Source organism: Nitrospirota bacterium (assembly GCA_020846775.1).
GTDB lineage: Bacteria > Nitrospirota > 9FT-COMBO-42-15 > HDB-SIOI813 > HDB-SIOI813 > RBG-16-43-11.
Genome location: JADLDG010000079.1, coordinates 1 through 15,929, shown reverse-complemented (window position 1 = coordinate 15,929; position 15,929 = coordinate 1). Strand labels below are relative to the sequence as shown.

The 15,929-nt window shown below is 41.3% G+C and carries 11 protein-coding genes; all 11 read left to right on the top strand.

What is annotated here, in order from left to right; genetic code table 11:
* Window positions 1-88: 88 nt before the first annotated feature.
* Complete coding sequence (locus IT392_09895; GenBank protein MCC6544796.1) at window positions 89-928, top strand: peptidylprolyl isomerase; 840 nt, start codon at window positions 89-91, stop codon at window positions 926-928.
* 52 nt (window positions 929-980) lie between these two features.
* Window positions 981-2,693, top strand: coding sequence for a bifunctional sulfate adenylyltransferase/adenylylsulfate kinase (locus IT392_09890; GenBank protein MCC6544795.1), 1,713 nt, complete (start codon window positions 981-983; stop codon window positions 2,691-2,693).
* A gap of 64 nt (window positions 2,694-2,757) precedes the next feature.
* Entirely contained in the window at window positions 2,758-4,065 is a 1,308-nt protein-coding gene (locus IT392_09885; GenBank protein ID MCC6544794.1) for a flippase, read from the top strand.
* Between the two features lie 122 nt (window positions 4,066-4,187).
* Entirely contained in the window at window positions 4,188-5,063 is an 876-nt protein-coding gene (locus IT392_09880; GenBank protein ID MCC6544793.1) for a sulfotransferase domain-containing protein, read from the top strand.
* A 197-nt stretch (window positions 5,064-5,260) separates the two neighbouring features.
* Complete coding sequence (locus tag IT392_09875) at window positions 5,261-6,568, top strand: O-antigen ligase family protein (protein MCC6544792.1); 1,308 nt, start codon at window positions 5,261-5,263, stop codon at window positions 6,566-6,568.
* 76 nt (window positions 6,569-6,644) lie between these two features.
* Window positions 6,645-9,794 (top strand): VCBS repeat-containing protein, encoded by a 3,150-nt coding sequence (locus IT392_09870; protein ID MCC6544791.1) that lies wholly within the window; start codon window positions 6,645-6,647, stop codon window positions 9,792-9,794.
* A 431-nt stretch (window positions 9,795-10,225) separates the two neighbouring features.
* Window positions 10,226-12,127: a hypothetical protein gene (locus tag IT392_09865; protein ID MCC6544790.1), complete on the top strand. Its 1,902-nt coding sequence runs from the start codon at window positions 10,226-10,228 to the stop codon at window positions 12,125-12,127.
* A gap of 85 nt (window positions 12,128-12,212) precedes the next feature.
* Entirely contained in the window at window positions 12,213-13,316 is a 1,104-nt protein-coding gene (locus IT392_09860) for a sulfotransferase (protein MCC6544789.1), read from the top strand.
* A gap of 583 nt (window positions 13,317-13,899) precedes the next feature.
* Window positions 13,900-14,112: a hypothetical protein gene (locus tag IT392_09855; GenBank protein MCC6544788.1), complete on the top strand. Its 213-nt coding sequence runs from the start codon at window positions 13,900-13,902 to the stop codon at window positions 14,110-14,112.
* A 354-nt stretch (window positions 14,113-14,466) separates the two neighbouring features.
* Window positions 14,467-15,705, top strand: coding sequence for a glycosyltransferase family 4 protein (locus IT392_09850; protein ID MCC6544787.1), 1,239 nt, complete (start codon window positions 14,467-14,469; stop codon window positions 15,703-15,705).
* A gap of 52 nt (window positions 15,706-15,757) precedes the next feature.
* Window positions 15,758-15,929: radical SAM protein (locus IT392_09845; protein ID MCC6544786.1), on the top strand; the 172-nt coding region annotated here is incomplete at its 3' end.

Genomic DNA, 15,929 nt, shown 5'->3' with positions numbered 1-15,929 from the left:
GAAGCACCTAAACAGCCTTAAACTTTCCTTAAATCCCCCCTTTAATAAAGGGGGGCTGGGGGGATTTTCCCCTGGTAAAATGAACCACATGAAGATCATAACCTGGTTCAGCATTATCGTCGCTGCAACATTCCTCAACGCCTGCGGCAAAAGCGACATCGCAAAATCAAGCCAAGTCCTCGCAAAGGTCGGTGATACGGAGATCACGACAACATATTTTGAAAGGCAGCTAAGCAACCTCCCCGAATCAATGCAGAAACTCTCCCTCGAAGGGGAAGGAAAAAGGGCGCTGCTGGACGGAATGATCAACAGAGAAATACTCTACAAAGAGGCGACAAAGAGGAAGATAGAAAATAATGTTGAACTGCGAAGAAAGATGGATGAGATAAAGAAAGAGCTTGTAATAAATACCTTTATCCAGAATGAAGTCGCCAGTAAGATCAAGATAGATGACAAAGAGATACAGGACTATTTCAACAGCCACCCGGAGGAGTTTAAAAACAGGGAGGAAATAAGGATCAGCCAGATTGTAGTTCCGGAAAAGAAAGAGGCAGACGATATCCTGTCAAGATTGAGGGGTGGAGAGGATTTCGGGAAACTCGCGGTTAAATATTCCATAGACAAACCGAGTGCCATAAGAAATGGCGATGTCGGATTTTTCACATACAATCAACTACCCTCCCAGATCCGGGATAGCGTCTTCAGGATCAGTACCGGAGGGATTAGCGAGGCGCACAAGTTGCCGGGGGGTTATGAGATTTACAAGATTATGGACAGAAGGGTCGTTTCATATACCCTTGACCAGATAAAAGAGCCCCTCAGGCTCCAGCTTATGAAACAGAAATACAACGAGTCATTAAAGAAAGTACTTGCGGATCTGAAGAAAAACGTAAAGATCCAAGTCAACGAGAGCCTGCTGGAGAAATAATTTCACTCCCCCATTGAGCGATTTAGCGCGGGGCTTACAAAGAAAGGACATTATGACTACACTCATGTTTCCAGATGGAGAAAAACTTACAGAACGGTTGCTCCCCCTTGGGCAGGCACAAGAGTTGAAAATCTTTTCCCGGGATTATCCCTCCTGGGACCTAACCCCCCGACAAATGTGCGATATCGAGCTTCTCCTGAACGGGGCCTTATTTCCATTAAAGGGGTTTATGGGTCAGGCAGATTACGATCGGGTTGTGGAGGAGATGCGCCTCTCCGATGGCACCCTCTGGCCCATCCCGATCACATTGGATATCACGGAAGAATTCGCCGGGAAAATCAGCGTCGGGAGTAGTATTGCCCTGCGGGACCCCGAGGGGCTCCTGATCGCTGTAATGCAAGTGGCCGATCTATGGAAACCGGATAAATCCCGGGAGGCCCAACTCGTCTACGGGACAGATGATTCCCAACATCCCGGCGTTGCATACCTATTCAACGATTCCCACCCCGTCTATGTGGGAGGCATAATCTCTGGAGTCGAGATGCCGTATCATTATGATTTTAAGGAATTGCGGCACTCCCCTGTAGAACTTCGCGAAAATTTCAGTAAAAGGGGATGGCACCGGATTGTCGCGTTCCATACCCAGAACCACATCCATCGCGCCCATTATGAGATCACCCTGCGTGCAGTCAAGAGCGTTGAGGCGAATTTGTTGATCCATCCGGCCATCGGCGTGACTCTGTCTGGGAATAATGACCATTATGCCAGAGTTCGCGGGTATGAACGCCTCCTACAAAGGTATCCAGAACAGACAACAGCCCTGAGTTTGGCACCGATGGCCACGCGGTTAGCCGGCCCCAGAGAAACCCTCTGGCATGCAATAGTGCGTAGAAATTATGGTTGTACCCATTTCATTGTTGGAAGGAGCCATGCGAGCCCTGGCGACAATGGGCAGGGAAACACTTATTACGGCCCTTATGATGCCCATGCGTTGCTGGACAAGTATCGGGAGGAACTCGGAATTCAAGTGGTTCCCTTCCAGGAGATGGTCTACATTCCGGATCGGGCTGAGTACCTGCCGGCAGACCAGATAAGGCCGGGTGATACGCATCATCCCCTCTCCGGTACGGAATTCCGCCGGCGCCTCCATGAAGATCTTGATATCCCTGAATGGTTTTCCTTTCCAGAAGTGATCGGGGAAATGAAAATTTCCTGCCCCCCGAGACATCGGCAGGGTTTTACCATCTTTCTCACCGGATTATCGGGCGCAGGAAAATCAACCATTGCCAAAGCCCTGATGGTCAAACTCATGGAGATGGGCGGCCGATCCGTGACACTACTGGATGGAGACATTGTCCGCAAGCATCTCTCCAGCGAGCTGGGATTCTCGCGGGAGCACAGGGACCTCAATATCCTCCGCATCGGCTATGTAGCCAGCGAGATAACAAAACATGGGGGTATTGCCATCTGCGCCCCGATTGCTCCATACCACGAGACCCGGAGAAAGGTCAGAGAGATGATCTCCAGAGTGGGAGGATTCATCACTATCTATGTGGCGACCCCCATAGAGGTTTGCGAAATGAGGGATCGAAAAGGCCTATATGCAAAAGCCAGAGCAGGAGTTCTTAAACAGTTTACAGGCATTAGCGATCCCTATGAAGTCCCAGAGTCCGCGGAACTTGTCATAGACACCCAGGATTGCTTACCGGATGAGGCAGCCCAGAGGATTATCCTGAGGCTGGAGAAACTGGGGTACGTAAGGTAGATGTTGAAACGAAGAATGGCCTTGAATCCCAATATGAATTGGCAGATGGGCAAGGTTTACATGGATGATAAGTAAGATTTCTCTCGTTTACAGCCGGCTTGATCACCATTCAAAAGAACTGGTGAACGGGACTGCCGTAACCTTTTCCCTAAAAATGCTGGCCGCCGGGCTTGCCTTTGCCTTGAATGTCACTCTGGCCCGGCTTTTAGGAGCGGATGGTTCTGGCATCTATTTTTTGGCCCTGACGGTTACAACAATCGGAGCAGTTGTGGGCAGGATAGGTCTTGACAACACTATGCTTCGTTTTGCCGCCTCCAATGCCGCTGTAAATGACTGGGCTGCGGTAAAAGGGGTATATACAAACGGGATGAGGATTGCGCTGCTCTCTTCAGGAGTAGTTGCGGGGGTCATGTTTATTATCGCCTCGTTACTGGCCCATAAAGTTTTTTCACAGCCTGAGATCTCAAATCTTATACGCCTGATGGCCTTATCTATAGTCCCTGTTTCTCTCTTTACTCTCCATGCGGAGATACTGAAGGGTATAAAACGCACTGGAGATGCGATTGCCGTACTCAGCGTTTTTGCCCCAGCATTTTCTCTGGCAGGTGTCTATTTGCTTGTGCCAGGATGGGGTGTAAAAGGGGCCGTGTGGGCATATATCTCTGCAAGTGTGATTACCCTTTTTATCGGCATCTATCTATGGCAAAGGGCTACGCCTCAGCTAAATGGCATTGTCGGCGGATTTGACAAATCCAGGATGCTGGAGACAAGCATGCCAATGTTTAGTGCTGCCCTATTGCAACTGGTCATTCAATGGACAGCGACCATTCTGATGGGCATGTGGGCGAGCAGCGTTGATGTTGGCATATTCAGCGTCGCCAGCCGCACCGCCATGCTCACCAGTTTCATTCTGGTTGCCGTCAACAGTATTGCGGCTCCTAAATTCGCAGCATTATACAGGCAGGGAGACATGGAAGCCCTCAGTAAAACAGCAAGGAATTCCACAAAGCTGATGATATTGCTGGCAAGCCCTGTCCTCTTTCTCTTTCTGGTGGTTCCAGGATGGATAATGCATATATTCGGAAAAGGTTTTACAGGGGGCGCAGCAATACTTTCAATCCTTGCAGTCGGCCAGTTTGTAAATGTGGCCACAGGGTCAGTTGGATATTTGCTTATGATGTCGGGAAACGAAAGGCTCATGCGAAACAATCTTGCCGCTTGCGCTGTTATCAATTTATTGCTTAATATCGCTCTCATCCCAACCTTTGGTGTGACTGGCGCTGCTATTGCTACGACAGCTACACTTAGCTTGCAAAATCTAATAGCAGCTAAACTGGTGTCATGGAAGCTCGGCATAAGGACAATGCTGTGATTAGAGATGAAATATGAAGGCTTCATCAATATCGCTATTTCGGTCAGTGTTGACATGTCATTGGATATTGGCACAACACGTCTCCCTTTTGCTCAAGTCAAGATTATTGATGGAGAAAACCAATGACCTTGCCTAACGTTATCATAATAGGTGTACAGAAAGGCGGCACAACCTCTCTGTTTGATTATATGTCACAACATCCTCAAGTCTATGCCCCTCCAGCCATGAAGGAATTCCCGTTCTTTTGCAGAGAGGACTACTTTTGCAGGGGCCTCAAATGGTTCAGCGGCTTTTTTGAGGATTGGAAGAATGAAAAGGTGATTTTGCACGGGTACGTCAACTACATATATCATTATGAACCTTCAGCAAAGAGGATATTTGAATATAACAAAGATTCCAAATTGATCTTGATCTTGAGAAATCCTGCTGAACGGGCGTATTCTGCATATTGGCAAGCCCGGAAGATGGGAATCGAGAGCATCGAGTCCTTTGAAGAGGCGATTGAGGCGGAAAAGGCACGACTACACGGCGATTTCATAGAAAGGAGCGGACTTACGTATATCGATCACGGCTTTTATTCAAAACAGTTGAGCCATTTCTACAAATATTTTGATGAGAAAGACATTTTGTTTATCTTATTCGATGAGTTAGTCAAAGATCCTAAAGCAGCGTTGAGGCAGGTTTTTGCGTTCATAGGGGTTGATCCTGTTATTGATGACATTTCTCTCGCGGTGCAAAACCCTGCAGGCCTACCGCGGAACAAGGCGGTTCAAAGTCTGCTGGCCACCACACTCCCACTACCGGCATTTTTAAAGGACATGATGCCCTTGGATAAAAGAATAATGATCAAAAGCTTTTTGAAAAGGCTTAACATCAAGGATACATCATATCCTCCATTGGGTGAGGTTGTTAGCAGGCATCTTTTAAATGTCTACAGGGAGGATATCCTGGCTTTGCAGGATATGATCCAGAAAGACCTGTCTCGCTGGTTGTCTTAAGAACAAGTACTTTTCGCTATTCCCGAATCTATTCTTGTTATTTTCTTATATTGTCCTGCTTCCATTTGATTTGGAACTCGCATTCACCATCAACCTGAAAAGAATTAAGAGTGTGAGAGAGACAATTAGAAGGCGATTGAATTGAGGCGGAAGAGGAAAACAATGCAGCGGTCAGGATGGCGGCATGAGGACAGAGGATGAGAGCTACTCAGATAATTTCAACAAAATACTTGTCAACCTCTGCAATACTGGCTTTTATCTGTGGAATAGTCCTGTCCTTTCCAGCCCCAGTATCTTACAGGCTGGCTTTTATACTGTTGCCAGCAGTAGTTATTTTTTTTGCATTAAATCCTTTTGCTGCATTGATGGTTTTGTTAGTAATCAGACCTGAGCTTGAATTATTCTCCGAATCAGGCTTATTAAAATTTTTTAGTGCAGTCCCCATAATTTTTCTTTTTTATATCTTTTTTGATGTAAACAACTTTAGTTTCTGCTGGAGTAAATTAAAATATTTTTATATTTTTATCCTGTATTCCTTATGCACCATCATCTTATCAATAAATATAAATGAATCAGCAATTCACATCTTAAGACTTTTATCCATAGTTTCTATATATCTCATAACATTTAATCTGACTAAGAAAATAGAGGATGTTGTAAAATTATTATACTGTTTTCCTATAGCTGTTATAATACCAATCATAATAGGTGCCAAACAATTTCTTCTTGGTCAGACTTATGTTACTACTGGTACAGATCTCGTACGGGTAGAAGGATTGTTCACTAATGCAAATTCCTTTGCAAGATTCTTATTCATCATAATGATTGCAATGATTCCCCTCTTCTATCAGCAAAAAGAAAAAAGAAAATCTCTTTATATTTTGATTTTTGTGGTCATTGCCACAATTATTTTCCTTAAAGTCAGAGGAGTTATTCTTGCTGTTATATTATCGCTTCTTTTACTTTTTAACTACCTCCCTATGATTAAAAAGTATTTCTGGATTTTAATCCCATCTATGCTTTTAATATCGATCCCTTTTATGATGAGACTATTCGAAAAGTTGATAAATCCAGTCTCACAGAAAAAATATGGTGAGGAGTCATTTTACTGGAGATTGGAATTTTGGAAGGAACTTTTCAATAATGCCTTCACGAAGAAGCCACTTCTCGGTTTTGGAACAGGGACCTCTATTGATATTAGCAAAACATACACAATATTCATAAATTATCCCCATAACGATTATTTGAGAATCCTCATAGAGAATGGAGTTATAGGACTCATTATATATCTTTTATTTTTTATCTCTCTTTTCAGGTCATCTTTTAAGGAAATTAAAATAGAAGAAAATAAATATCTAAATATATCTGCCTTTATTCTCATATCTGTTTATATTTTTATGTCTTCTGCAGCAAATGTTTTTTACAGTGTTGTATATTTCTGGTATTTCTTTGGTTTTCTTGCCATGGTTCATAAAATGAATGTTTTGGTAAAAGAAGATTACTAAATCGTTAGGTAGATATGAATAGATAAGACCCTCTATTATATTCAATGTACTAATTTTAGAAGAGAGGAAAATTGTTATGAAGAAATTCGTTTTATTGTCAGGTGTATTGTTAGTGTTATTAATGGCAGGAACGAAGGCATCCGCAGAGGGAATAGGAATACCTGCCAACTTGAAGGCACCTTCTGGTAACGGAATGGTGGTTTTATCATGGGATAAGGTTGAGGGTGCAACCAGTTACAATTTATATCTTTCAAGACATTCGGGAGTAAATAATTCAAATTACATAACCAAGGCTGGGATGAGTATAACAAATGTAACATCGCCCTATAAACTAACGGGTCTTAATAATAATATAACCTATTATTTCGTTGTTACCTCAAAAAATATTTCTGGCGAAAGCTCACCATCCAATGAAGTAAGTGCAACCCCACAAACCACATCAAATAGCGCAATATTTTTTAAAGATATCTCATCAATAACAGGATTAAGCCAAACTAAAGCACCAGCTTTTGGAAATCCGTTATGGGGTGATATCAATAATGATGGAAATCTGGATATTATAGACACTCATCATCAGCGTTCGATCTCAATTTATTTAAATAATGGTGATGGAACGTTTAAAGATATAACAGAAAATTCTGGAATCATAAATACTCTATCCAAGTATGACAGACATGGCATTGCCTTGGGAGATTATGATAACGATGGTAATCTGGACTTATTTATAGCCATGGGAGGTGCGTCTGGAAGCGGTCAGGGTAATAGTCAACTTTATAAGGGCGACGGTACAGGACATTTTATTGATGTTGTCTCTGATTCAGGTTTATCGATATTCGATGGTCGTGCATCAGCATGGATGGATTTTGATAACGACGGAGATTTAGATCTACTTGTATCTTTTGCGGATGGAGTTGAAGCTGGAGATGGTGTTGTATATAAAAACAACGGAAATGGGTTTTTTGAGGACGTAACTGATTCAACTGGATTAGCGGATGCGTTCCAGAGCGTAATATCTTTTGCTGATTATGATAATGATGGTGATGTGGATTTCTTTTCTGGCATGCCTGGTAATGATAAATTGTACAGAAATAATGGAAATGGTACTTTCAGTTTAAATACAGCTTTCCCATCGTCTAAAAACTCTTGTAGAGGTGTTGCATGGGGTGATTACAACAACGATGGATTTATTGATCTTTATGTTAATAGAGGGCAAAATGATTACCATAAAGCATTATACTGGGATGGGTCTCGAATTAATTTCTCTTTTGACGCATATCCAGACCCTGGAGAAGTAACATTTAAGTGTGAGTCATGTAGTAGTATTACTTTTAATTTTCAAATGAGTGGAAAGTTCCCAACAACATCTTATATTTTCATAGGGAGCAGAAAAGAAAATCCTTCTAAAACCCCATTTACCTTAAGTACTAATGAGGTAACAGGGAAACCTGAAATTAATGCAGTTAATGAAGATGGGTTTTTTGTATGGAGGGACGAAGTTAACAATATCTATCATATTCAATGGACAGAATCGAGCGGAACTCATGCTTTTGTGGGGGGAATTACTTCAGAAGGAGAGTTTTCACAGGTAGAAACTAATGTTAGTCCAATATTACTTACAAATGATAAAAATACCCTATATCGGAATAATGGTGATGGATCATTTACTGATGTAACCGAGGATTCTGGTACAGGACATATTGGAAATAATAGTGGAGTAATCTGGGGAGATTTTGATAATGATGGACTCTTAGACCTGTATGTAGTAGACGCAGGAGATATACTTGGGAATAGAGTCAACACCCTGTATCATAATATTGGAAATGGAATATTTGAAGACATGACTTCTGTCTCTGGAGTAAGTGCCGTTGACGCTCCGGGGCGACATTATGGTGTAGCATCAGGGGATTTCAATAATGATGGAGCATTAGATTTATTGTTATCAAATGGATATGGGTGGGGAAATCCTTTATCTTTTGGGAAAACAATACTTTTAAAAAATTCTGGAAATGAGAATAATTGGATAAAACTTATATTGGCAGGCACGAGAAGTAATCGATCGGCAATTGGTTCCATAGTTATTTTAAATACCTTTAGTGGAACTCAAATCCGCCAATTAAATGGGACTGGGGGGGAATTATATTCACAGGGACTGTCCCCCATTCACTTTGGTCTGGGGAATGTAAGCGTGATAGATTCTATAAGCATAATCTGGCCAAACGGTATTCTACAGACATTGAACCACATTCCTGCAAATCGGGAAATAACAATTGTCGAGGGCGTTAATCCTCCGGTTGTTGACCTAATCTCTCCTGTTGAAGGGGTAGAATTTACCGTATTCAGTGACATTACGATTGAAGCGACTGCATCCGCTATCGGTGGTACGGCAGTAAGCAAAGTTGAGTTCTACTCAGGGAGTAATAAAATTGGTGAAGATACGGCTGCGCCATATAGGTTTATTTGGCGCCCTTCAGTTGCCGGCAGTTCTACACTCACAGCTAAAGCGATAAGCGATGATGGATCAACGATGACATCCAGCAGGGTGGATATTACTGTGAAAAAACTCATAGATGACATGATATGTCATTTGAATTTTGATGAAGGCGATTGGACAGTTGCTGTTGATTCATCGGGTAGTGGCAACAGCGGCATCATCAATGGGGCAATATGGACAACTGGTAAGAGTGGGGGTGGATTGAGTTTTGATGGAGTCGATGACTATGTATCGGTTCCACTTATAAACAATGATGAAATTTCCATATCTGCATGGTTTTATAGGAATGCAATTGATACGACGTATGCCGATGCCATATTTGGTGGACGCCGATGGAATTTGGACATACAACTTAATGAAGGTTTTGAATTACGTTTCTGGAAACCTACTCCACACACACTTGAGTTTATACTGATAACAAAAGATGGAAATGGAATCAGGACAAGCAAAACGGCAACATATAGATTTAGCAATTCTGTCGGTAACTGGTATCACGTTGTGGGCACATATAAGAAAACTACCGGTGAACAGAAGTTATATGTAAATGGACAGCTTGTAAATACGCAAATCCATCCGGCAGGAAATACCATAGTGCCGATGACATATTATACTGATATGCGAATAGGATATTCGAGGGTTAATAATGGTTATTTTAATGGTATTATTGATGACATTAGCATTTACAATAGACCCTTGAGTGATCAGGAAGTACAGGATTTGTATAGTAGTAATTAAATTGGGTTAGTCGTCTGCATAGTCTGGTTAACTTCATTCCTCAATATGATTAACGTCTATAAATTATTGACCCTTTAAATATAATAGTGTCGGCATTAGCTGTAACAATATATTCCATGAGACATCTTATAATACGTAAAATAAACCAAACAAGAACATCTTTTAAGTTGTGTTGTGAATCACGTAACATTTTTATCATTTGTCTAGTAGTTTTAATCCTGCCAACATTTACCTCAAATGCATTCTCTAATAATAAATGGACATCTGTACCATTAACATCGGTAAAACAAAGTATACATGAATTACCAGGTGGCGAAGGAATGCAGATGGTCTTTGGGATAGCGTATGCCCCGAGTAATCCCAACATTGTTTATATGGTTTCTGATACATCTCAGGTCTGGAAGAGCACTGACGGAGGCAATTCATGGCAGATGAAGCATAAAGGTTTTAATGCAAATGGTGGTATGTCAATAGCAGTTGATCCTGCAAACGAGAATATTGCGATCGTTGCAGGGTCAATGGCCGACAAAAATAATACAATTTCTCCAGCCGATGGGATTTATCAAACATTGGATGGTGGAGAGAGTTGGGGACTTGTGAAACAAACCCCATATTTTAGAGGAAAAGAAGGCACACACTTTGCGTTTGACCGTAGTTCATCGGTTAAGGGACAAACAATGGTTATTTACGCAGGCACTCATATGGATGGATTAATCAAATCAATGGACGGGGGAACGACATGGACATATCTCGGACTAAAGGGAATTAGAATATTTGATATTAAAATTAATCCAAAAAACACCTTAAAACTTGTTATAGCTACTCAGGATGGATTGTATGGTACAGATGATGGGGGCAGTAATATCAAAAAAATGGATGTAAAAGGCCTATTACTAACCGATCTCCCAATAACAAGTATTGCATTAGACGGAAGTAATCCAGATATTATCTATGCCGCCGCGAGAAAAGCAGGTGTTTATCGTTCAGATGATGGCGGCATTACTTTTTACGCTTCTAATAATGGCTTAATACCAGATTTAGATTATAACCAGATTTCAGTGTGTAATATAGATGCTAAATATGCTTATGTTTCAGTGGAGTCGTATGGTGGGTTAGCCCCATTCTGGAGCAATGATAATGGAAAAGTATGGTATGTACCTCTCACTCTCGACAAAGATGGATTATCGCTTACCACAGGAAGATTTTCTAGCGCACCTATTGCTATCCATCCTGATGATTGCAAGATAGCCTTAACAAGTGCAAACGGGGCCGCTCGAATCATGAAGACTACAGACGGAGGAAAGACCTGGAGTTATTCAAACAATGGGTATACTGGAGGCAGAATGGGGATTGGTAAAGCCTCCCTTGCATTTAGTGATGACCCACTTAGAATGATTTTCTTTTTAATAGACGTTGGACCCGCATTAACAATTGATGGAGGAAATACATTTAAGCTATTGGATATCCCAAGAATAGATGGAAAAACAACTCCAGTTGGTGGAATATTACCCAAAGTAAAATCAACGCGCCCCGCACCCCCCACATTATTAACAATTGATGGAGGAAAATCACCCAATCTTAGTGACCCCTTGCCGGATTCAGGACTACTTGTGACGGCTATCGGAGGTTGGGGTAGCCAAACATTGGCCATCAGCAGAGATAACGGTAAGAATTGGAATGTTATTCCAGACACAGAAGATAATTATAGATTTATTGCATTTCATCCGCAAAAGCCAGATATTATTTATGCACAGGGCTTTATTAGCAAAAATAGAGGTAATTCCTGGAAAAGGGGTTCTGGAAAAGTTATGGGAGTATTCAAAAGTAATGGTGATATTGTTTATTCTATTGATAAAGTTGGAACATATAGTTCAATAATTAAACGTTCAAATGATATGGGAGAAACCTGGGCAGCTCCTTATCCGGAATTGCCTGTTAGGATAGAGTCCATAAACGAAATTGATATAGACCCTTTGAATTCAGATCGTATATATTTAGCGTCAAATTCTGGTTTTTATATTCTTGATGGAAAGAAATGGATACAGAAGGTCGAAGAAAATGGTTTAATTAAAGATCACTTTGGATTACTGTCTTTTAAATGTGTGACAGTAGACCCGAGACATCCGGAGGTTGTTTATACAGGACGATGGGCACCAGGTAAAGGACATTCAAATGGAATTTTTCGCTCAAACGATTATGGGAGTACATGGGAGAATATTACCTATAATCTTGACCAGCCCTTTACAGTCTGGTCTATTTCAGTAAGTCCTCATAATGGAATAGTTTATGTCGGTTCATCACATGGGACATGGAAACTGCCACCGCCTTACTAACAACATTTTTAAATACCATATTATTTCTGAGTAAAAGGTCCGGTAATTCGTCCGGTATGCCAGCCTGAACCAAGACTCAATTATCATGCTGAATAACATTCCACATTCACAAAGTAATCCTATCTTCATAGTTGGCACCCAACGGTCTGGCACGACGTTGCTGCGTCTTATTCTCAATGCCCATTCGAAAATAGCAATTCCCGAGGAAGCCAGATTTTTGATGCCGTTGTTCAAAAAGAATTACCTTGCGCGCGGCATTTCTGGAGCTTCACTAAGAACACTGGTGAAATACCTGTCAAACAATGACCAGTTCAAGCTGTGGAACTATGACCATCAGACATATCTCTCCCGGCTTTCGCGGATGGAAAGTATCACCTTGGCTGAATTGATAGATTCCATGTTTACCAGCTACTGCAGTAGCGAAGGAAAAACAATCTGGGGCGACAAGAGTCTTTTTTTTCGAACTATAGACATATTAAGCAAGCTTTTTCCGGAGGCGCGCTTCATTCATATCGTGCGTGATGGAAGAGATGTATTTGACAGCTGGCGCAAAATGGATCCATCTAAAAATAATGCATCTGTCATTGCCTTAGACTGGGGCTACAAAATATTCAAGATAGAGCAATCCTTCAAAAAACTCGCATTTGATCGTACATTCACGCTGCGTTACGAGGATTTACTTGAGAAACCAGAAGAAACCATCAGGGAAGTCTGCGCCTTCATACAAATCAAGTATGAACCCAATATGCTGGAATTCCATAAAACCAGCCATTTCTATATTGGTGAACATCATTCGAGTCTGATATTCAATGCCATCAACAAATCCAACAGCGGGAAATGGCGGAAAAGTTTAACTTTCCTTGAAATAAAATCCTTCAATCTTCTGGCTGGACACTACCTGAAAAAGTACCGCTACGAGATCGCAGACACACCGATAGGCCCATGCGATATCCTGAAAATAAGTTCTAATTTGGTTGTTGGTATCCCCCAGAGATTAGGCCAGGTCGCGCATGCCGCATGGGTTGGCGCGACGGCACTTAAAACAGGCGGAGCGGCGAAATCATTGCCGGTTGGCATGATGCCGAAAGGAAGGAAACCGCCAGAAGCGCATGAAAAACCCAAAACAGAATCCATAAACGCTCCTTTAAAGACCCTCGATGCCAGAAATCACGATAAAACATCAGACTGACCCAAAAAACTTCGCCTACTATTGGATTGGTATCGCATTTCTATTTCTGAATAAAATCAGACACTCGATTCGTGGCTACACCAACCCACGTCCCTTTCCCATCACACAGATCAAGCAGGCAATCGAATATGATTTATCAATTGTAGATCATTGGCTGAAGATCCTCGCGAAATAAACGGAAAACGATACTGGCCTGGAGGGGAAAGTTATCCTGGAAATTGGCCTAGGCGCTGACCGCGGAATAGGGCTAATCATCCTGGCAAAAGGGGTAGGAAATACAATGCAATGGATGCCAACAATCTCGTCCAATCGGTTCCACCTCAGTTTTACCAGGAGCTTTTTAGATATATAGATGCTAACGCCAAAGAGACTGGCTATTCGGTGGACTTGCATTTTCTGGAAGAACTATTCAAGCTGACTGCAGCGGGGAAAAACGACTTAACTTTCCATTTTTTACATAATTTAAAATATATTTTAGGTTTCTAATAAAATGTCATTACTACAGTATATTATGCAAATATCTCGATCACGAAAGCTGATGCAATTTCATGAATTCCTCAAACCATAAGTTAATGAAATAATTATGGAAGTTGGTGTTGCAGTGCATGAATATTCATCAATTGACAATTTCTTAATTAAAATATATCCATACCCAAAAAACATTACTGCATTAGGTATTGGCGACCTCAGTGAATTTCAAGAGAAGTACCCTGCCGTAACGGCAATTAATATGATGGTAAATTATTCCCCTTTCGAAATAAATCATTTGATATTGACATTCAAATGCTGTCATTGAGCACGTTGGCCAATTTGAAGACCAAAGGTTATTTTTAAAGAAATAGTGAGAGTATCTAAACGTGGGATGATTACTACACCCAATAAGTATTTCCCTATAGAAATACATACGAGAGTTCCACTTCTTCACTGGGGTCCCAAGAACTTAATATTTGACATATTTCTCAATCTTATGGGTAAGTCGTGGGCAACTGGAGATTACATGAATTTATTAAATAAAAATAGACTCTTAAAATTAATGAAACATACCAACGCAAGGAATTACAAAATCATAAAAAATAGATTTTTAGGAATGACAATGACATTTACTGTCATTTGGTGGGAAGATAATTTACCTGAATATAAATCTTAAAATATGAACATCCTTCATATCAATAAATTTCACTATTTTCGAGGAGGTAGCGAAACTGTCTACTTTAAAACAGCAGATATTTTAGCCTCACATGGGCATAAGTCTATCTTCTTCTCAATGCACCATCCAGAGAATTTATCCTGCAATACCAGCAACTACTTTATGCCCTATGTGGATTTAAATACTAACGGCAACAGCGGTATGATGGGTCAACTTAAGACGGCAGGAAGAGTCATTTATTCCTTTGATGCAAAGAGACGGCTCTCCAAGTTGATGGATGAACACCCGGCTGATATTGCCCATCTGCATAATATCCATCATCAGATCTCACCTTCGATCTTGCATGAATTGAAAAAGCGAAAGATACCGGTAGTCATGACCCTTCATGATTATAAGATGGTTTGCGCCTCTTACTCCATGCTGGTTGATGGAAGACCCTGCGAGGCATGTTACAGAGGGAGATATTTTGAAGCAATAAAAAAAAAGTGTGTAAAAGGTTCTCTCTCTAAAAGCGTCATCGCTGCCTTAGAGATGTTCCTCCACCATAAAGTCCTTGATATATATAATAATGTGGATATCTTTATCTCTCCGAGCATCTTTCTGAAGAACAAACTGACTGAGATGGGTTTTCATAATAGGATTGTTCATCTCCCTAATTTTATTGATGCAAATAAATTTGAGAACATTAATGGGAGGGAGGAGAGATTGGATAACTCTGTAGTCTATTTTGGCAGGCTCTCACAGGAGAAGGGGATATCTACGTTAATAAATGCTGCAAGGAAGATCGGGCCGGAAGTCTTATTTAAGATTATAGGAGACGGGTATCTGAGAAGCAGCATTGAATATACGGTCAAGGAAAATGGGATCAATAATGTCCAGTTTTTGGGATATATGAAAGGTGAGGCGCTCTATCAAGAGATAAAAGGGAGTAAGGCCGTTATCCTCCCATCGGAGTGCTATGAGAATAATCCGATGTCTGTAATAGAGGCATTTGCCCTCGGCAGACCGGTTATAGGGGCAAGGATTGGCGGGATCCCTGAGCTGGTAAGGGATAAAGAGACCGGACTAACTTTTGAACCGGGGAATGCAGATGATTTGAGTGAGAAGATAGAGAGGCTCTTGGCTGATAGCTCTTTATCAGTTGCAATGGGGAAAAATGCCAGGAGGTTTGTTGAGGCTGAGCTTAACCCAGAGAGATATTATCAGAGGTTGATGGAGATATACAGGCAGGTCATTCAGTAAGGCTTCACCCTCCCTTTAATCCCCTCCCGTCAAGGGAGGGACATAAAAAACAATGGAAAAGCAATCATCCCTTCCTAAGGAAATCTGCATTATTCTTACCTACAGATGCAATGCAAAGTGCAATATGTGTGATGTATGGCATCATCCAACAAAGTCATCTGACGAGATCACGACAAAGGATATTGAGAGATTGCCGTCAGGATTAAGGTTTATAAATATTACAG